Origin of the sequence: Streptomyces sp. NPDC020801, assembly GCF_044334385.1 — a bacterium.
In the GTDB taxonomy this organism is placed as follows: domain Bacteria; phylum Actinomycetota; class Actinomycetes; order Streptomycetales; family Streptomycetaceae; genus Streptomyces.
In genome coordinates, this window is the sequence record NZ_JBIRST010000005.1 from 238,291 (window position 1) to 256,099 (window position 17,809).

At 71.4% G+C, this 17,809-nt stretch carries 14 protein-coding genes; 9 read left to right on the forward strand and 5 right to left on the reverse strand.

The genetic code is table 11. From position 1 onward, the window contains the following. Nucleotides 1-465 precede the first annotated feature (465 nt). Together ACH4UM_RS13085 and ACH4UM_RS13090 are read right to left on the reverse strand one after the other, a co-directional pair. Entirely contained in the window at nt 466-1,935 is a 1,470-nt protein-coding gene (locus tag ACH4UM_RS13085) for a benzaldehyde dehydrogenase (protein WP_398177146.1), read from the reverse strand. A gap of 468 nt (nt 1,936-2,403) precedes the next feature. Further along, nucleotides 2,404-3,585 carry an NAD(P)-dependent alcohol dehydrogenase gene (locus tag ACH4UM_RS13090; RefSeq protein WP_398177149.1) on the reverse strand — a complete coding sequence of 394 codons (1,182 nt, stop codon included), beginning with the start codon at nt 3,583-3,585 and terminating at the stop codon, nt 2,404-2,406. A 239-nt stretch (nt 3,586-3,824) separates the two neighbouring features. Between ACH4UM_RS13090 and ACH4UM_RS13095 the strand changes: the two genes are divergently transcribed. The 4 genes from ACH4UM_RS13095 to ACH4UM_RS13110 all read left to right on the forward strand — a co-directional run bounded on the left by ACH4UM_RS13095 (nt 3,825) and on the right by ACH4UM_RS13110 (nt 6,128). Further along, nucleotides 3,825-4,415 carry a malonic semialdehyde reductase gene (locus ACH4UM_RS13095; protein WP_398177151.1) on the forward strand — a complete coding sequence of 197 codons (591 nt, stop codon included), beginning with the start codon at nt 3,825-3,827 and terminating at the stop codon, nt 4,413-4,415. A gap of 201 nt (nt 4,416-4,616) precedes the next feature. Next, nucleotides 4,617-5,039, forward strand: a complete 423-nt coding sequence (gene panD, locus ACH4UM_RS13100; RefSeq protein WP_398177154.1) for an aspartate 1-decarboxylase — start codon at nt 4,617-4,619, stop codon at nt 5,037-5,039. A gap of 78 nt (nt 5,040-5,117) precedes the next feature. Further along, nucleotides 5,118-5,462, forward strand: a complete 345-nt coding sequence (locus tag ACH4UM_RS13105; RefSeq protein WP_398177157.1) for a GNAT family N-acetyltransferase — start codon at nt 5,118-5,120, stop codon at nt 5,460-5,462. A gap of 21 nt (nt 5,463-5,483) precedes the next feature. Then, on the forward strand, nt 5,484-6,128 hold the full coding sequence (locus tag ACH4UM_RS13110; RefSeq protein ID WP_398177159.1) for an aspartate/glutamate racemase family protein: 645 nt from the start codon (nt 5,484-5,486) through the stop codon (nt 6,126-6,128). An 818-nt stretch (nt 6,129-6,946) separates the two neighbouring features. On the opposite strand, the gene gndA is transcribed toward ACH4UM_RS13110, so the two are convergent. Continuing rightward, entirely contained in the window at nt 6,947-8,386 is a 1,440-nt protein-coding gene (gndA, locus tag ACH4UM_RS13115) for an NADP-dependent phosphogluconate dehydrogenase (protein ID WP_398177162.1), read from the reverse strand. 362 nt (nt 8,387-8,748) lie between these two features. Between gndA and ACH4UM_RS13120 the strand changes: the two genes are divergently transcribed. Further along, the gene (locus tag ACH4UM_RS13120) at nt 8,749-9,984 is read left to right on the forward strand and encodes a transglycosylase family protein (protein ID WP_398177165.1); all 1,236 of its coding nucleotides are present in this window, start codon (nt 8,749-8,751) and stop codon (nt 9,982-9,984) included. Here the strand turns inward: ACH4UM_RS13120 and ACH4UM_RS13125 are convergent. Next, a complete protein-coding gene (locus ACH4UM_RS13125) occupies nt 9,974-11,242 on the reverse strand; it encodes a DMT family transporter (protein WP_398177167.1) in 1,269 nt (422 codons plus the stop codon). The genes ACH4UM_RS13120 and ACH4UM_RS13125 overlap by 11 nt on opposite strands. Nucleotides 11,243-11,456: 214 nt before the next feature. Here ACH4UM_RS13125 and ACH4UM_RS13130 point away from each other — a divergent pair, with 214 nt between their 5' ends. The 3 genes from ACH4UM_RS13130 to glgC are packed head-to-tail and all read left to right on the forward strand — an operon-like array spanning nt 11,457 to nt 14,832. After that, nucleotides 11,457-12,368, forward strand: a complete 912-nt coding sequence (locus ACH4UM_RS13130; RefSeq protein ID WP_398177170.1) for a (2Fe-2S)-binding protein — start codon at nt 11,457-11,459, stop codon at nt 12,366-12,368. A 39-nt stretch (nt 12,369-12,407) separates the two neighbouring features. Beyond that, the gene (gene glgA / locus ACH4UM_RS13135; protein WP_398177173.1) at nt 12,408-13,559 is read left to right on the forward strand and encodes a glycogen synthase; all 1,152 of its coding nucleotides are present in this window, start codon (nt 12,408-12,410) and stop codon (nt 13,557-13,559) included. Between the two features lie 52 nt (nt 13,560-13,611). Continuing rightward, the gene (glgC, locus tag ACH4UM_RS13140) at nt 13,612-14,832 is read left to right on the forward strand and encodes a glucose-1-phosphate adenylyltransferase (RefSeq protein WP_398177175.1); all 1,221 of its coding nucleotides are present in this window, start codon (nt 13,612-13,614) and stop codon (nt 14,830-14,832) included. Nucleotides 14,833-14,880: 48 nt separating this feature from the next. On the opposite strand, the gene ACH4UM_RS13145 is transcribed toward glgC, so the two are convergent. Then, entirely contained in the window at nt 14,881-15,258 is a 378-nt protein-coding gene (locus ACH4UM_RS13145; RefSeq protein ID WP_398177177.1) for a hypothetical protein, read from the reverse strand. A 216-nt stretch (nt 15,259-15,474) separates the two neighbouring features. On the opposite strand from ACH4UM_RS13145, the gene ACH4UM_RS13150 reads away from it, so the two are divergent. Then, nucleotides 15,475-17,796, forward strand: coding sequence for a GH92 family glycosyl hydrolase (locus tag ACH4UM_RS13150; RefSeq protein ID WP_398177180.1), 2,322 nt, complete (start codon nt 15,475-15,477; stop codon nt 17,794-17,796). The last annotated feature ends 13 nt before the right edge of the window (nt 17,797-17,809 follow it).

Consider the following 17,809-nt stretch of genomic DNA (forward strand, 5'->3'; position numbering starts at 1 on the left):
GCCGCCGTGGCCGGGCCGTGCGGGCACGCCCCTGTCGGTGCACGAGACGGACCTTGATGATCCGGCACTCGGTTGGGGTGCGGTGCAGGATGGAGTGCGGACGGTGATACCGGTCGGTCGACTGCTGGGCGGTCTTGTTGGCCTGACCGCCAGGCCGTCCACGGGGTGGCCAGGCCGACCGAGCGGCTCATCCAGCCGTGACCAGTCCGCCACGGCGCGCGCAGGCTCTGGGGCGGCGTGCAGCCCTGCCAGGCAGGCCATGATGATGATTGTCAGTCGCACACCGACCGATGATCGGGCCGGGGATCGCTCCGCCCGCCCAGTAACTGCTGTCGGAGCAGGCCACCGCGCAGTTGCTCACCGCGTACAGGCCGGTGATCGGCTCGCCGGAGCGCGTCGGGACATGACCGTCTGCGGGTGTTGTCCGCGGCGAGACGCGGGCCCTCCGCGATATCGGAGGGTACGTCAGAACGGGTAGGTGGCGATGTCCTCGCGGACTGTGACCCACTGCCATTCGCTGAACTGGTCAGCGTTGGTGAGGGTACTGTGGTTGAAACCGTTGCCCGAGACACCGATGCCCCCGATGGGCCCGTAGACCTCGTGCAGGACGGACTGGTCATTGATGTGGACGATGCCGGTGTGGAGCCGGTCGGCGACGCGCTGGGCCCGGGCCAGGTCCGGTCCCACAACGGCGGCGACCAGACCGTAACTCGTCTGGTTGGCCAGCGCGATCGCCTCCTCGTCCGTGCTGAACGTGGTGATCGGCGCGATGGGGCCGAAGATCTCCTCATCGAAGGCCGGCATGCCGGGCTTCACGCCGGTCATGACGGTGGGCATGTAGTACAGCCCGTCCCGTCGGCCGCCCACCAGAACCGTGGCGCCCTGCTTCACGGTCTCGGCCACGACACGGTCGACGTTCTGCGCCTGTCGCTCGTTGACGATCGGTCCGAGGTGGACCTGTTCCCGGTACGGATCCCCAACGGCGAGCTGAGAGGCGTGCTTGACCAGCGCCTCGGTGTACTCCTGGGCGATGCTCTCGTGCACGAGGTGGCGTCCGGCGGTGAGGCAGATCTGCCCCTGATGGAAGAAGGCGCCCCAGGCGCCCGCGCTCGCCGCGGCGTCGATGTCCACGCCCGGGAGCACGATGTACGGGTTGTTGCCACCCAGTTCGAGGGAGACCCGCTTGAGCATGCCGCCAGCTGCGGCACCGACGAGGCGTCCGGCGCGGGTGGAGCCGGTGAAGCTCACCATGTCCACGCTCGGATCGCTGACAACGGCCTCGCCTGTGGGAATCCCTCCGGGCAGGACGTGGAAGAGGCTGTCAGGAAGGCCAGCCTCTTCCAGCAGCCGGGCGAACATCACACCACCGCAGATCGGAGTCTGCGGGTCCGGCTTGAGGAGGACGGCATTGCCGGCCACCAGCGCCGGCGCGATCGCGCGAGTTCCCAGCAGGAACGGCGAGTTCCACGGGGTGATGATGCCGACCACGCCAATCGGGATGCGCCGCGCGTAGCTGCGGCGGCCAGGCTCGGCGCTCGCGGGCATGACACCGATGGGCTCACTGCCCAGATTGGCGGCCTCCAGGGCCTCCCGTGCTGCCATGTGGACTTCCCATTGGCCCTTGGGGCCTATTGAGCCCGTTTCGCGCACGATTTGCTCGGCGATTTCGTCGGCGTGCTCCAGGACCAGGCGGGAGAAGCAGCGGATGATGTCACCGCGCGCGGGGCCCGGTACCTTCGCCCATTCCACTTGTGCCTGGCGCGCTGCGGCTGCCGCGGCGGTGACGTCGGAGGGCGAGGCCACGCCGATCTCGCCGAGACCTTCACCCGTCGCCTTCTCGATAATGGTCAAAGTGCCTTGCCCCGGCTGCTGCCAGCCGTTGCTATAGATCTTGCCGCTCCACACGTCCTCGGGCGCGAGCCTTGCGTCGGCCATCTCACTGTCCTCACTTGTCCGTCTTTGCGTCGCCTTGATAGAGAATTGACCAAGATCTCCGCAAACTAGTGTGATCGAGATCGTGCTCCAGTCGGAGCGATTGCGTCAACCGTAAGTGTCAATATTTTGACGATCGAGTTAAGTGTGGAGTCGGTCGGCCTCGCCGATCTCCAGCGCGTCGCCCAGGCTGAGGTGTGGCCATGTCAGCCGACATTGGGGTCAGGATCCCTTGGATTGTTGTGGGACGTCGCGCTTGGAGATCCGCAGTCCCCGTGTCGCGGCCGTGCGGCCGGCCCGCGCTCGGCCGGTCGAGCGCGCGGCGCCTCGGGGGGTGGCGGTCTGATGCGAGGAAGCGGCGCCGGGGTGTCGACCGCATCCGGAGCTATGGCTACTCAATGCACTATTTGCCCAGATTATGCCGTCGGAATCAGGGCACCGGAATCCCGGTGGGTCGCCTCAGCCGCATCTCTAGAAGGTGACAACCGGCTTGATCGCAGTGCCCTGCTCGGAGGCGGAGATCGCGGTGTTGATGTCTTCGAACTTGTAAGTGGTCACTAGCTCGTCGAGCGGGAACAGCCCGGCCTGGTAGAGCCGGATGAGCCGCGGGATGAACTCCTGCGGCGCGGCGTCGCCCTCGAGTACCAGTGACAGCCGCGGCGACGAGGCATTGAGCAGCTTTCCCACGTCAAGCCTGGCGTCATCACCGGGCTTCGGTGCACCGACCAGCACTCCGTGGCCGCGAACGGCCAGGCTGTTGGCCATCTGGGTGAAGACTGCGGGGACGCCCACGGCGTCGAGCGCATAGTCGACACCCTTTCCATCGGTAGCCTTTCGGATGGCCTTCTCGGGATCTTGCTCGGCACTATTGATGACGTGCGTCGCTCCGAGCTGGAGTGCTCTCTCGAGCTTGCTCTGGATGACGTCGACGGCGATGATCGTCGTACAGCCGACGACCTTTGCTGCGAGCAGGCCGGAGAAACCGACCGCGCCCGTGCCGAACACTGCGAAGCTGGAGCCGGGCTTCGGGGTGAGCGTGTTGAACACCGCACCTGCGCCCGTCATCACACCGCAGCCCAGCGGGCCGAGCACGTGCAGGGGCAACTCCGTCGGCACCTTCACCGCCAGCCGCTCCACGACGTTGGTGTGGGTCGCGAAGGACGACTGGCCGAAGAACCGGCCTGTGATCGGCGAGCCCTCCATGCTGATCGGACTGCTGCCGTCCAGCCGGAACCCGCCGAAGTTGCGGGCCCCGAATTCCTGGCAGCAGCTCGGCTTCCCGACCGAGCACATCTCGCAGCGACCGCAGTAGTCGAAGCCGAGGACGACGTGGTCCCCAGCCGCGAGGTGCGTGACGTCCGAACCTACGGCCTCGACCACACCAGCACCCTCATGGCCGAGGACCGCGGGCAGCGGGACCGGGTATACCTGGTCGCGCGCGATCACGTCCGCGTGACAGACGCCGGTGGCGGCCAGTTTGACCCGTACCTCGTCGGGCCGCGGTTCGGCCAGTTCCACTGTGCGCAGCTCCAGCGGCTGGCCCGGCTCAACGGCCACGGCAGCGGTGATGTTCATGATGATCACTTCTTGTCGGTCGCGTGGGTTGATGGATTGACGTATACGCCATACGTCGGGTTGAACGCCCTGTGGCAAGGAGTGCGGCCCTGTTCGGCCAACGCGATGACCTCCTCGTGTCACGTATGTGCGGGGGGTGCGCGCCATCACGGTACGAACCGGTTGACGGGAATGTCAATATTTTGACATCTAGGTTGTATCGTTGGTGCGCGCACTGAGGCGGGCGTGGTGCTTGTCGGCGCAGCCGCCGACAAGGACCCGGCCGTCATGAGGGGTCCCAACTCCTCATCCCATTCACCGATGTGACAAGGACAGTCATGCCCTTCGCTCTTGACTCCACCGCTTTGGACCTGCTGTTCCAGGAGGCCCACACCGCGCACGCCTTCACCGATGAACCGGTGTCGGACGAGCAGGTGCAGGCCGTCTATGACCTGATCAAGATCGCGCCGACTGCCTTCAACCAGTCCCCGCTGCGTCTGACGGTCGTCCGCTCGCCCGAGGCGCGTCAGCGCCTGGTGCAGCACCTGGCCGAGGGCAACCAGGCGAAGACCGCCGCAGCCCCACTGGCCGTGATCCTCTCCGCCGACGCCGAGTTCCACGAGGAGCTGCCGCGTCTGTTCCCCGCATTCCCGGCGGCCAGGGACGTGTTCTTCTCCCAGCGCTCGGTCCGTGAGCAGTCTGCCGTGCTGAACGCCGCTATGCAGGCCGCCTACTTCATCATCGGTGTCCGCGCCCTGGGCCTGGCCGCTGGACCGATGAACGGCATCGACCACGCCGCCATCCAGAGGGAGTTCCTCGACGAGGACCACATCCCGCTGATGGTCGTCAACATCGGCAGGCCCACTGCTGACGGTCACTTCCCGCGCTCCCCGCGTCTGGACTACGCCGAGGTTGCGACGACCCACTGACCCACGCGGTGGGCGGTGCCCCGGACACCGCTCCGGGGCATCGCCCCTTGGCAGCCGACCAGCACATGACTCACACCTCACCCGGACTGGGCGGCAATGGAATTTCTGGAAAGTCTTCGAGTCGAAGGCATGCCGATGTACAGTGAAGGACGCCCCTGACCTGCAGAAAGCTGGCGGGGAGCCGTCTTCTAGGAGTCTAAAGTGCTGCGCACTCTGATCAAGTCCAAGATCCACCGCGCCACCGTCACCCAGGCCGACCTGCACTACGTGGGATCGGTGACCATCGACGCGGACCTGCTCGACGCCGCCGACCTGCTGCCCGGGGAGCTCGTCCACATCGTCGACATCGCCAACGGGTCGCGGCTGGAGACGTACGTCATCGAGGGCGAGCGCGGCTCCGGCGTCGTCGGCATCAACGGAGCCGCCGCGCACCTGGTCCACCCCGGAGACCTGGTGATCATCATCAGCTACGCTCAGGTCACCGACGCCGAGGCGCGGGCACTGAAGCCGCGGGTCGTGCACGTGGACGGCGACAACCGGATCGTCGAGCTGGGCGCCGACCCGTCCGCTCCGGTGCCGGGCTCGGACCAGCAGCGCAGCCCGCAGGCCGTCGTACCGGCCTGACCGCGATCCGCGACCGACGGACGCCGGGCACCCGGCACCGGGTGCCCGACGCCGGACACATGGACCAGGAGCGTGCCGATGAGCGAGATCGAGATCCGCGACGACCGGACGGCGGGCCGCCTGGTGGCGGTCGGCGACGGCGAAGTGGTGGGACGCATCGAGTACTTCGTCCTCGAGTCGCCCGGGCATGCCCTGGTCCCCGTCCACACGGTCGTGGAACCGGCCCACGAGGGCAAGGGCATCGCGGGCTCGCTGGCGCGCGAGCTGTACGCCATCGCGGACCGCGAGGGTGTCGCCGTGGCCCCGCTCTGCCCGTACGTCGCCAAATGGGCCGAACGCCACCGCGACGAGGCCCCGGCCGCGGATCCCGCGCTGTCGGCGGCCGCCCGGGAGTGGCAGGCGGCCCATCCGGGGCGGTTCTGAGCCGAAAAGCCGATTCTGACGATGCTCGCTCTCCTGCACACCTCGCCCGCGCACGTCCCGGTCTTCGACGCCCTGCGCGACGAGGCCCATCCCGGCCTGGCGCTCCGGCACTTCGTCGACGAGCGGTTGCTCCTGCGCGCCCGCCGGGAGGGTCCGCAGGCGGTGACGGACGACGTACGGGCGGTGCTGGAGGAGGCCCTCGCCGAGGGCGCCCGCGCGGTGCTGTGCACCTGCTCGACCCTCGGCGGCGTCGCCGAGGCGGCGGGGGCGCGGGCCGGCGTCCCGGTACTGCGGGTGGACCGCCCGATGGCGGCCCAGGCCGTGGCGGCAGGCCCGCGGGTCGTCGTTCTCGCCGCGCTGGAGAGCACCTTCGCCCCTACCGTGGCGCTCCTGGAGGAGGAGGCAGGGCGGGCAGGGCGTTCCGTCGCCGTGCGCACCCTGCTCGTCGACGGTGCCTGGCGGCACTTCGAGGCCGGTGACACCGCGGGCTACGTACGCGCGGTGGCGGCCGCGGCCGACATGGTCGCGCACGCCGACGCGATCGTCCTCGCCCAGGCATCCATGGCCCCGGGCCGGCACCTGACGACGACACCCGTCCCCGTCCTCTCCAGCCCCGGCCCAGGCTTCGCGGCAGCGGCGCGGGCGGCACGCGAAGGTTGTGTCTGACCGCCGCGCGCACACCTGCACCCACCCACGCACACACCCGGGTGGTGGCCGCTCGGGCGCTGTCGTGCGCGGCTGCCGTCTGACCCACCCGGGTCCTCACCGTGGCGCCGTCGGGTGACTGGCCGGGCGGGCCTCGGGTAGGCGGGGGAGTAGTCCAGAGCCGACGTCGACCGACTGGCCGGAGGACGCCATGACGAACCCGTACCCCGACCCCGTCCCGCCCGGGCCCACGCCGGGCCCGGACCCCCAGCATCCGGAGCCGTATCCGGCCCCGGTGCCCGGCCCGCAGCCACCCCCGGCGCCCGAACCCCCGGCTCCGGGCCCGCCGCCGGGCCCGGTGCCGACGCCGCCCCCGGCCCCCGAGCCGCCCCCCGGTCCCACACCGACGCCGCCCCCGGTTCCGGGCCCGCCGCCGGGCCCCGTACCGACCCCGCCGCCACCCCCGGGCCCGACTCCCGGTCCGCTGCCCGAGCCGTCTCCGTCGCCCGTACCCCCGGGCCCGGAACCGGTGCCGAACCCCGAGCCCGGCCCGCCGCTCACCTGAGAGCGGGACCGGGCAGCGAAGGCGGCCGCAGCCCGCTCCGCCCGGCCCCGCCGCGCGAAAAGGAGACGGTGGGCGACCCTCCGGCCGCCCGCCGTCTCCTGCTACCGCCCGTCCCCGCCGACGTACGTCCATGTACGTCCACGTAAGTTCACGTACATCCCCGTATGCCCATGTACGTCCACGTACGCAGAACCCACGCGGGCGGCGCGGCGTGCGTACCGTCCACGCACCCGCGACGCACCGCCCACGTACCCCCGCCGGGCCTGCCCGCGTCCTACGCGGTCACCTCCGACCGGTCCCCGCCCCACAGCGTGTGGAAGGCGCCCTCGCGGTCGACGCGGCGGTAGGTGTGCGCGCCGAAGAAGTCGCGCTGGCCCTGTGTGAGGGCGGCCGGCAGGCGCTCGGCGCGCAGGGCGTCGTAGTAGGCGAGGGCCGCGGCGAAACCGGGGGTCGGAACGCCCTGGCGGGTCGCGGCGACCAGCACCTCGCGCCAGTCGTCCTGGGCCGCCGCGATCTCCTGGGCGAAGGTGTCGTCGGACAGCAGACTGGGCAGGTCCGGCCGGGCGTCGTACGCGGCGCGGATGCGGTCCAGGAAGGCGGCGCGGATGATGCAGCCGCCGCGCCAGATGGAGGAGACCGCGCCCAGGTCGATGTCCCAGCCGTACTCCTCGCTGCCGGCCGCGATCTCGTGGAAGCCCTGGGTGTACGACACGATCTTGGAGGCGTACAGTGCCTGCTCCACCCGGTCGGCGAAGGCGGCCGCCTCGGCCTCGGACAGCGGGGACGCCTTGGGACCGGCCAGCCCGCGCGAGGCCTCGCGCAGGGTCGCGTGGCCCGACAAGGACCGAGCGAAGACCGCCTCCGCGATGCCGGAGACCGGCACGCCGAGGTCGAGCGCGATCTGCACCGTCCAGCGGCCGGTGCCCTTCTGCTCGGCCTGGTCCACCACCACGTCCACGAACGGCCTGCCCGTGGCCGCGTCCACGTGCGACAGCACCTCGGCCGTGATCTCGATCAGGTAGGAGTCGAGGCGGCCGGTGTTCCAGGTGCGGAAGATCGCCGCGATCTGCGCGGGGGAGTAGCCGGCCACGTCGCGCAGCAGCTGGTACGCCTCGCCGATCAGCTGCATGTCGGCGTACTCGATGCCGTTGTGCACCATCTTCACGAAGTGACCGGCGCCGTCCGGGCCGACATGGGTGACGCAGGGCGCACCGTCCGCCGCCTTCGCGGAGATCTTCTCCAGCATCGGGCCCAGCGAGTCGTAGGACTCCCTGGGGCCGCCCGGCATGATGCTCGGGCCGTGCAGCGCGCCCTCCTCGCCACCGGAGACGCCCATGCCGACGAAGTGGATGCCCTGTTCGCGCAGCGCCTTCTCACGGCGGCGGGTGTCCGCGAAATGCGCGTTGCCGCCGTCGATGATCATGTCGCCGGGCTCGAGCAGCGGGGCGAACTCCTGGATCACCGCGTCGGTCGGCTCGCCCGCCTTCACCATGATGACCAGGCGACGCGGCCGCTCCAGCGCCGCCACGAACTCCTTTGCGGTCTCGGCCGCGATGAAGTCGCCCTCGTGCCCGAAATCCTCCACCAGCGCGTGCGTGCGGGACGCCGTCCGGTTGTGCAGCGCGACCGTGTAGCCGTTGCGCGCGAAGTTGCGGGCGAGGTTGCGGCCCATGACCGCGAGTCCCGTGACGCCGATCTGGGCTGTAGTGCTCATACCGCCTGCTCCTCAAGAATCCGGTGGAACATCAGGTGGATCGTCGGACGGAACGTGTGCGTCCCGCCGCCGGACGTGCCGTCGGCGGTGCCGCTGGTGCCGTGCGACCGAGCCGCCAGTATTGCTCCTGATGGCCCCTCGACCATCCTGACGTGCCGGTACGGCGACCGCACGTCCGGACCCGACACGCTTCATTACGCACGGCAGGCGCCCGGTGCCTCAGTGCGGAAGCCGCCGATCCGGCCAATGGGAGTCCTTTACCGGCCACTTGGGGTGACGACGCGGCCGATAGCCGTCTTGTCATGGCCTGTTCGCGGCGTTTACTTTTGCCCCTCCTGACGCATGTCGAGGGGGCTGCAGACATGGCCGTACGCGGTCGGCACCGCCGGTATCAGCCGAACAGGATCAACCGCGCCTCACTCACCGTCACGGTGGGCGGCGCCGGAATGGCGATCCCGCTGATCGGCGCCGGTGCCGGCGCCGCCCACGCGGCCGACGTGTCCACCTGGAACAAGGTGGCCGCCTGTGAGTCCAGCGACGACTGGAACATCAACAGCGGCAACGGCTATTACGGCGGGCTGCAGTTCACCCAGTCCACCTGGGAGGCGTACGGCGGGACCCGGTACGCGCCGCGCGCGGACCTGGCCACCAGGGACCAGCAGATCGCCGTCGCGGAGAAGGTGCTCGACGGGCAGGGGCCCGGCGCCTGGCCGGTGTGCTCGGTGCGGGCCGGTCTGACCCGGGGCGGCAACGCTGAAGGGGCCCACCCGGACGGCACGGCGGCCAGGACCGCGACCAGCGCGACCAGCGGGAAGAGCGCGAAGAGCGCCAAAACCACCGGGAGCCCGAAGAGTTCCGGCCGCGCCGTCGGTGCCGGACAACCGCAGTCCACACCGCAGTCGCGGGCCGGCACCGCCGAGATGTACACCGTGGTCCGCGGCGACAGCCTCTCCCGGATCGCCGGGGAGCGGCATGTCCGGGGCGGCTGGCGGCAGTTGTACGCCGCCAACCGTACGACCGTCGGCGACGACCCGGATCTGATCCTGCCCGGCCAGCGGCTCACCCTGCGCCCGACGTCCCGCACGACGTCCCCGCCGCCCAAGGAGGGCTCGACGCCCACGCGTCCGGCCGGGCAGGCGAAGCCCGCCGCCAGGACGGAGCCGCACCGGCCCGCCCGGTCGCACACCGCCGCGCACGCCGTCGTCGCCCCGGTGAAGGGACCGGTGGGCACGGGCTACCACGTGAACGGCGCCCACTGGTCGAAGGGCTACCACACGGGGGTCGACTTCGAGGTGCCCACCGGCACGTCGGTGCACGCGGCCGCGGCCGGTGAGGTGGTCGCCGCCGGCTGGGGCGGCGCCTACGGCTACCAGGTGGTGATCCGGCACGCCGACGGCCACTACACCCAGTACGGGCATCTCTCGGCGATCTCCGTACGGCCCGGGCAGACGGTCGCGGCCGGCCGGCGCATCGGCCGCTCGGGGGCCACGGGCAAGGTGACGGGCCCGCATCTGCACTTCGAGGTGCGGACAGGGCCCGGATTCGGTACGGACATCGACCCGGTCGGCTATCTCCGGGCCGGCGGCGTCACGATCTGACGCGGGCGCGGTGCCGGCCGAGGACGGGCATCGGGACGGTCGGGATGTAGGAACCGCCGTAGTAGGCGCCGCCGCAGAACGGGCCGACGAGGATCGGCGGTTCGCCTTCCTCGGACGGCGCCGTCCCCGGCGTGTGCGGCGCCGGGACGCGGACCTCGGCCGATCCGGCCTTGGCCGGCCCGCCTCCCGCCGCCACGGCCCCCGCCGCCACCGCATCCGGCGCGCCCTGGGGTACGTCACCGGGCGCGGCCCGGGCGCGCTCGTGGCCCCCGCCCGGCACTTCGCCCCCGCCCGGCACTTCGCCCCTGGCCGGCACTTGGCCCCTGGCCGGCAGTTCGCCCCTGGCCGGCGTGCCCGGAGCTGTCGGCGCGCCCGGAGCTCTTGCCGCCTGCTCCGCGGGAGCCGGCCCGGCCGGCACCGCCGGAGCCGTGCGCTCGATGCGCTCGGTCGTCAGCAGGACCAGCCCGCCCGCGGCCACCACGCCGCAGGCGAGGGCGAGGACGGTGCCCGTGATGCCGTGGCGGAAGGTTTCGCCGAACATCGTGATGCCGACCGCGGCCGCCACCACCGGGTTCACCACCGTCAGGGTGGCCAGTGGCGCCGCGAGTCCGCCGCCGCGGTAAGACGCCTGCGACAGCACGATGCCCGCCGTGGCCAGGACGCCTATCACCGTCAGGGACGGCAGGTCCGCCGCCGAGACCCCGTCGCTCCAGTCGACCGCGACCGTCTTGGTGAACACCGAGGACATGCCGAAGGCGATGCCGGAGGCGGTGGCGAGAAGCACGCTGCGCACGGCCGGATGCCGGTGCGCCGCCCGCCCGGCGGCCATCAGGGCCACGACCACACCGCCGGTGACCAGGGCCAGGCCCATCCGCTGGACGGTGGTCAGCGAGTGGCCGCTGGAGGCTCCGACCAGGGAGAGCAGGCCCGCGAGTCCCACGGTGGCCATGATCGCGCCACGCCAGGCGGTAGCGCCCGCCCGGCGGCCGACGAAGAGCGCGGCCATGGGCAGCGCGAAGACGATGGTGAGCGCGCCCAGCGGCTGGACCAGGCTGAGCGGACCGTAGGCCAGGGCCACCACGTGCAGCAGCCCGCCGAGGCCGTTCATCGCCACCGCCGCCCACCAGGCGGGCCGGCGCAGCGGTGCGTACTGCTCGTCCGGGGAGGACACCGCGACCCGCTCCTGCACGATCGCTCCACCGGCGTAGGCGACGGCGGACATGAACGACAGGAGAACGGACAACGCGAGGGCGCTCATCAGCGGCTCCTCTGCGTGAGGCGGGGGCGGTGGTGACCCCGATGCGAGGAACGGTCGGCTTCCATGGTTCAACACCCTGCCGTGCCGATCCCTTCCCGTCGTCGTTCCTGAGCAGGCAATGGGTCCTACTGCCGATGGAGTACGCCGGGCCCGCTGTCCTCCCCTGGGTGGGCGACACAGGGGGGACACCCCCTGATGGAACCCCTTAGGGGACTTGGTACTACTGCTGCTCGTGGACCTGGACCCCGAACTCGCCGCGCTGTGCCCCCTCGGCGCCTTCTTCCGCCTGCGCACCGGCGCCCCGCCGAACGGCCCACTGCCCAGCCTCTCCCAGGCGTACGCCGACTCGCCGTCCCGTCCGCCGTCCGATCCGTCGTCCGATCCGTTGCCTCAGCCGCCGTCCGGCCCCTCGCCCCACCCACCGTCCGGCCAGTCCCCCCACCCACCGTCCGGCCAGTCCCCCCACCCACCGTCCGGCCCCCACGCCCACCCCCTGACCCAGCGCGTCCGCAGGGTCGCCGACGGCATCCGCGCCGCCGAGCCACGGGTCGCCGCCTCGGTGGCGCACCAGGGGCTCGCGGCCCGGCTGTGGTCGGCCGCGCTCGGCTGCGCCGCCCTCTACGGCCGGGTTCCCGACCTCGATCCCCGTCTGCTCCACTGGGACCCCACCGCGAGCGCCCCCGACGACCTGTGGCTCTCCGGGGTCCGCCCGCTGCCCGGGGACGAGGCCACGGTCGCGGATCTCGTCCTGCACGCCCACCTCGAGCCCCTGGCGGCCGCCCTGCGCGCCCGGTACCGCCTCGCCCCGGGCCTGCTGCGGGGCAATGCGGCCTCAGCCCTTGCGGGCGCGGCGCGTCAGCTCGAGCGGTGGGCGCGGGCAGAGGGCCGCCCAGAGGCCGGCGGCCGGGCCCGGGAGCTCGCCGCACGGCTCCTCGCGCACCCCCTCCTCGCCGGCGCCCTCACCGGCACCGGCGCCCTCACCAGCACCGGCGCCGTCACCGGCGCCGGCACCGCCTTCCGGCGGCGCAGCTGCTGCCTCTACTACCGCGTCCCCGGCGGCGGTGTCTGCGGCGACTGTTGCTTCACACGAGCGCCGCGCTCTTCCCCCCGCGCCGCATCTGGGTGACCATGAAAGCGACCGGCCGCTGAGACCAGGGAGTTGCGGGTGCGAGTGGGACTGCTGACCCGGGAGTACCCGCCGGACGTGTACGGCGGTGCGGGCGTCCATGTCGAGTTCCTCGCGCGGGAGCTGAGACCACTGGTGGACCTGGAGGTGCACTGCTGGGGCGAGGGCCGCACCGACGGCGTCGTACGTCACCGTCCCTGGTCCACGCTGGACGGCGCCAACGACGCCCTGCGCACCCTCTCCGTGGACCTCGCCATGACCGCGGGCCTGGAGGGCTGCGAGCTGGTCCACTCCCACACCTGGTACGCCAACCTCGCCGGACACCTCGGCAAGCTGCTGTACGGCGTGCCGCACGTGATGACCGCCCACTCCCTGGAGCCCCTGCGCCCCTGGAAGGCCGAACAGCTCGGCGGCGGCTACGCGCTGTCCAGCTGGGCCGAGCGCACCGCGATCGAGGCCGCCGACGCGGTGGTCGCCGTCTCCGGCGCCATGCGCGAGGACATCCTCGGCTGCTACCCGGCCCTGGACCCGGCCCGGGTGCACGTCGTCCACAACGGCATCGACACCGCCCTGTACCGGCCCGCCCACGGTACCGGGGCCCTCGACCGGATCGGCCTGGACCCGGACCGCCCGTACGTGCTGTTCGTCGGCCGCATCACCCGCCAGAAGGGCGTGCCGCACCTGCTGCGCGCGGTGCGGGACATCGACCGGGCGGCCCAGGTCGTGCTGTGCGCGGGCGCGCCGGACACGCCCGAGATCGACCGCGAGTTCCGCGATCTGTACCAGGAGCTGAGCCGGGTCCGTGAGGGCGTGCACTGGATTCCGCAGATGCTGCCGCGCCCGGACGTGATCCAGCTGCTCACGCACGCCGCCGTCTTCGTCTGCCCATCGGTGTACGAGCCGCTCGGCATCGTCAACCTGGAGGCCATGGCCTGCGGCACCCCTGTCGTGGCCTCCCGGGTCGGCGGCATCCCCGAGGTGGTCGAGGACGGCCGGACCGGGGTACTCGTCGACGTCGACGACGACTTCGAGGCAGGGCTCGCCCGCGCCCTCGACCAGGTGCTCGGCGACCGGGAGGCGGCACGCCGCATGGGCGAGGCGGGACGGCGGCGCGCGGTCGGGGAGTTCGGCTGGGACGCGGTCGCCCGGCGCACCGTGCGACTGTACGAGGAGATCCTCAAACAGGCTTAGTCCTCCCTGCTCAGGGGCAGTAGTGGTGCACAACCGGGTGAGGGGAGCGGCCATGCGTCGTGGTGGACCTTCGGTCCTCGGAATCGTCCTTGCGGGCGGAGAGGGCAAACGCCTGATGCCCCTGACCACGGACCGCGCCAAACCCGCGGTCATCTTCGGCGGCACCTACCGGCTCGTCGACTTCGTGCTCTCCAACCTCGTCAACGGCGACATCCTGCGCATCTGCGTGCTCACGCAGTACAAGTCGCACTCGCTGGACCGGCACATCACCACCACCTGGCGCATGTCCAGCCTGCTGGGCAACTACGTCACCCCGGTCCCCGCGCAGCAGCGCCTCGGACCCCGCTGGTACCTGGGCAGCGCCGACGCGATCCTGCAGTCGCTCAATCTCATCCACGACGAACAGCCCGACTACGTGGCGGTCTTCGGCGCCGACCACGTCTACCGCATGGACCCCCGGCAGATGCTCCAGCAGCACATCGAGGGCGGCGCGGGCGTGACCGTCGCCGGCATCCGGGTGCCGCGCGCCGAGTCCTCCTCCTTCGGCGTGATCACCCCGGGCTCCGACGGGCAGACCGTGGAGCGCTTCCTGGAGAAGCCCGCCGACCCGCCGGGTCTGCCCGACGACCCGGAGTGCGTCTTCGCCTCCATGGGCAACTACATCTTCACCACCAAGGCGCTGATCGAGGCGCTGCACCGGGACGCGGAGGACGAGCGGTCGGTGCACGACATGGGCGGCTCGATCCTGCCCCAGCTCACCGACCGCGGCGAGGCGCAGCTGTACGACTTCAGCGCCAACCACGTGCCCGGAGAGACCAGCCGCGACCAGGGCTACTGGCGGGACGTCGGCACGCTCGACGCGTACTACGACGCCCACATGGACCTGATCGCCGAACGTCCCGCCTTCAACCTCTACAACCGCGACTGGCCGATCTACACCCACTCGGGCCAGCTCTCGCCGGCCCGGTTCAACGCCGGCGGCATCGCCAGCGAGTCGATCATCAGCGCCGGTTGCCTGATCCGCGGCCAGGTCACCCGCTCGGTGCTCTCCCCGGGCGTCCGGGTCGACCCCGGTGCGGTGGTGCAGGGCTCGGTGCTGCACGACAACGTGCACATCGGCCGGGGCGCGATCGTGCGCGGAGCCGTCCTGGACAAGAACGTGGAGGTGCCGCCCGGTGCGACGATCGGCGTCAATCCGGAGCGGGACGCGGAGCTGTACACCGTCTCCAAGGGCGGCGTGATCGCGCTGGGCAAGGGCCAGCGAGTGCCGTAGCGGGCCGGTCTTCGCACCGAGGCCGGTGCCGCGGGGGGAGCGGACCGCTCAGCCGCACACGGGCGGGAACTTGTTCAGGACCACCGCGCTGGTCCTGCGCATGTCGTCGGCCGGACTGAACTGGAGGTACTCGCTGCCCGGCTCGGTGTGCACGGTGACGTGCCCGGGCGGGGCGTAGAACGCCTCCCCGGCGTGGTACTCCTCGTCGCGGTCGGGGTAGCGGAAGACGACCTCGCCCTTGAAGACGTAGCCCCAGTGCGGGCACTGGCACCGGCCGTCGGGCAGTTCCCTCAGCACGGGCGTGAGGTCGACGTCCTCGCGGAACATCAGGAAGTCCACCGTGTAGGGCTCGAGGTCCTCGGACTGGTCGACGACGGGGCCGTAGTCGCCGCCCTGGGTCGCCGTGTCGCGGGAAACCTTCGGCATCCTTCTCACTTCCCTTCCGCAGGGAGGGAACCGTCGCCGCGGTCTCGCACGACGCGGAGGTGACGTCACCATGGTGCGCGCCCCGGGGGCGACAGGTCCACTCCGATCTTCACCGATCCGCGACGCGTCGGATGCGACACCCGCCGGATGCCCGGCTGACGGACCCTCAGACCTGATCATGCAGGCAACGATGTCTCCTCCCGGAGGTCTTCCTGCATGAGATGGACCCGGCGCCTGCGCCTGTGCATGGCGGGCGCGGTGGCAGTGTCCGCGCTGTCCGCCGCCCCCGACGCCGCACGGGCCGCCGAACCGCGTGACGCCCGGCTCACCGACCTGGTCAACCCGTTCATCGGCACCGCGAACGAGGGCAACACCTTTCCCGGGGCCGCCGTGCCCTTCGGCATGGTGCAGCTCTCGCCGGACACCGGCCACAACACCGGCTACGACTACGCCCAGAAGAAGATCCGCGGCTTCTCGCTGATCCACCTCTCCGGCGTCGGCTGCCGCCTGGGCGGCGACCTGCCGGCGTTGCCGACCACCGGTGACGTCACGCGGACGGACTACGCGAAGTACGCGGCCGGCTTCAGCCACGAAACCGAGCAGGCGAGCCCCGGCTACTACCGGGTCGGCCTGGACTCCGGCATCCGGGCCGAGCTCACGGCCGGTGTCCGCACCGGTGTGCAGCGCTACACCTTCCCCGCCACCGGCAAGGCCAACGTCCTGCTGAACGCGGGCCAGGCGCTGCACAGGATGGTCTCCACGAAGGTGGAGATCCTGGACGACCGCACCGTGCGCACCGTGATCACCGGCCGCGGCTTCTGCAAGGACACGGTGCCGTACACCGTCTACACGATCACCCGCTTCGACCGGCCGTTCACCGCGTACGGCACCTGGGACGGCGGCGCGGTGACCCCGGGGGCGAGGACCGGGCGCGGCGGCGCCTACCTCCGCTTCGACACAAGAGAGAACCGCACGGTGGAGGCGACCACCGCGCTGTCGTACGTCGACGCGGACGGCGCGGCGGGCAATCTGCGCGCCGAGGGCGGCCGTTCCTTCGACACCGTGCGCGACGCGGCCCGGCGGGCCTGGGAGGACCGGCTGGCCGTCATCCGTGCCCGCGGCGGCGACACCACCCGGCTCCGCACCTTCTACTCGGCGCTGTACCGGGCGTTCCTGGCGCCCAACGTCGGCAGCGACGCCGACGGCCGCTACACCGGTTACGACCAGCGCGTCCACAGGGCCGGGGACTTCACCTACTACCAGAACTGGTCGCTGTGGGACACCTACCGGACCCAGGCCCAGTTCCTCGCCCTGCTCGCGCCCCGCGAGTCCCGCGACATGGCGATCTCCGTGATCCACGTCGCCGAGGAGAGCGGCTGGCTGCCCAAGTGGGGCTACGGCACCGTCGAGACGAACGTGATGACCGGCGACCCCGTCACCCCGTTCCTGACCAACGCCTACCAGCAGGGCCTGCTCGGCGGGTACGAGGAGCGGGCCTACCGGGCGCTCAGGCGCAACGCCGACGGGGTGCCGCCGGCCGGCTCGCCCGCGGTGGGCCGCGACGCCAACCCGGACTACCTCGCCCGTGGCTTCGCCCCGTACGTCAAGGGCCACGAGCCCCCGCAGCCCGGCCACTCCGACTACGCCTACGGCGCCTCGGCGACCCTGGAATACGCCCTGTCGGACGCGATGCTCGCCCAGATGGCCCGGGCGCTGGGCCACCGCGGGGACGCCGCGCGGTACGCCGCCCGGTCCCGCAACTACCGCAGCATCCTCGACCCCACGACCCGTTTCTTCCGCGCCCGTGACACCTCCGGTGCCTTCACCGGGCCGTGGAGTCCGGCCCAGAGCGTGGGCTTCCACGAGGGCACGTCCTGGCAGTACCAGTGGCTCGTGCCGCAGGACGTGCCCGGCCTGGTGCGCCTGATCGGCGGCAGACGGCTCACCAACGAGCGGCTCGACGAGTTCTTCGCCTACCCGGAACTGCTGAAGGACCCGGAGCGCACCGCCCGCGAGGTGTGGGTCGACGGGCCGTACTCGTACTACGACACCGACAAGTACAACCCGCAGAACGAGCCCGACCTGGCCGCCCCGTACACCTACCTGTCCACGGGGCAGCCGTGGAAGACGACCGACGTGGTGCACGCGGCGCTGACCCTGTTCACCGACGCGCCCACCGGGCTGACCGGCAACGACGACCTGGGCACCATGTCCGCCTGGAACGTGCTGTCGTCCATCGGCCTGTTCCCGGTGCAGCCCGGCTATCCCACGTGGGGTCTGTCCACCCCGGTCTTCGACCGCGTCGACCTGCGGCTGGACCGCCGCTACTACCCGCACGGCGCCTTGACCATCACCGCGCCGGGCACTTCCCGCAACGACCGCTACACCCAGGCGGTCCGGGCCGACGGAGCGCCGTACGACCGGACGTATCTGACCACCGGTGCCCTGCGCTCCCTGCGCACCCTGCACTACGTGGTGGGCCCGAGGCCGTCCTCGTGGGCGACCTCGGCCAAGGCGGCGCCGCCCGTGCTGAGGTGACCCCTCCCACCGG

Excerpts from the sequence above, each read along its gene's own strand:
- ACH4UM_RS13145 (WP_398177177.1), bottom strand. The coding sequence starts at position 15,258 with ATGCCGAAGGTTTCCCGCGACACGGCGACCCAGGGCGGCGACTACGGC.
- ACH4UM_RS13120 (WP_398177165.1), top strand. The coding sequence starts at position 8,749 with ATGGCCGTACGCGGTCGGCACCGCCGGTATCAGCCGAACAGGATCAAC.
- ACH4UM_RS13150 (WP_398177180.1), top strand. The coding sequence starts at position 15,475 with ATGAGATGGACCCGGCGCCTGCGCCTGTGCATGGCGGGCGCGGTGGCA.
- gndA (WP_398177162.1), bottom strand. The coding sequence starts at position 8,386 with ATGAGCACTACAGCCCAGATCGGCGTCACGGGACTCGCGGTCATGGGC.
- ACH4UM_RS13105 (WP_398177157.1), top strand. The coding sequence starts at position 5,118 with ATGAGCGAGATCGAGATCCGCGACGACCGGACGGCGGGCCGCCTGGTG.
- ACH4UM_RS13125 (WP_398177167.1), bottom strand. The coding sequence starts at position 11,242 with ATGAGCGCCCTCGCGTTGTCCGTTCTCCTGTCGTTCATGTCCGCCGTC.
- ACH4UM_RS13085 (WP_398177146.1), bottom strand. The coding sequence starts at position 1,935 with ATGGCCGACGCAAGGCTCGCGCCCGAGGACGTGTGGAGCGGCAAGATC.
- ACH4UM_RS13110 (WP_398177159.1), top strand. The coding sequence starts at position 5,484 with ATGCTCGCTCTCCTGCACACCTCGCCCGCGCACGTCCCGGTCTTCGAC.
- ACH4UM_RS13095 (WP_398177151.1), top strand. The coding sequence starts at position 3,825 with ATGCCCTTCGCTCTTGACTCCACCGCTTTGGACCTGCTGTTCCAGGAG.
- glgC (WP_398177175.1), top strand. The coding sequence starts at position 13,612 with ATGCGTCGTGGTGGACCTTCGGTCCTCGGAATCGTCCTTGCGGGCGGA.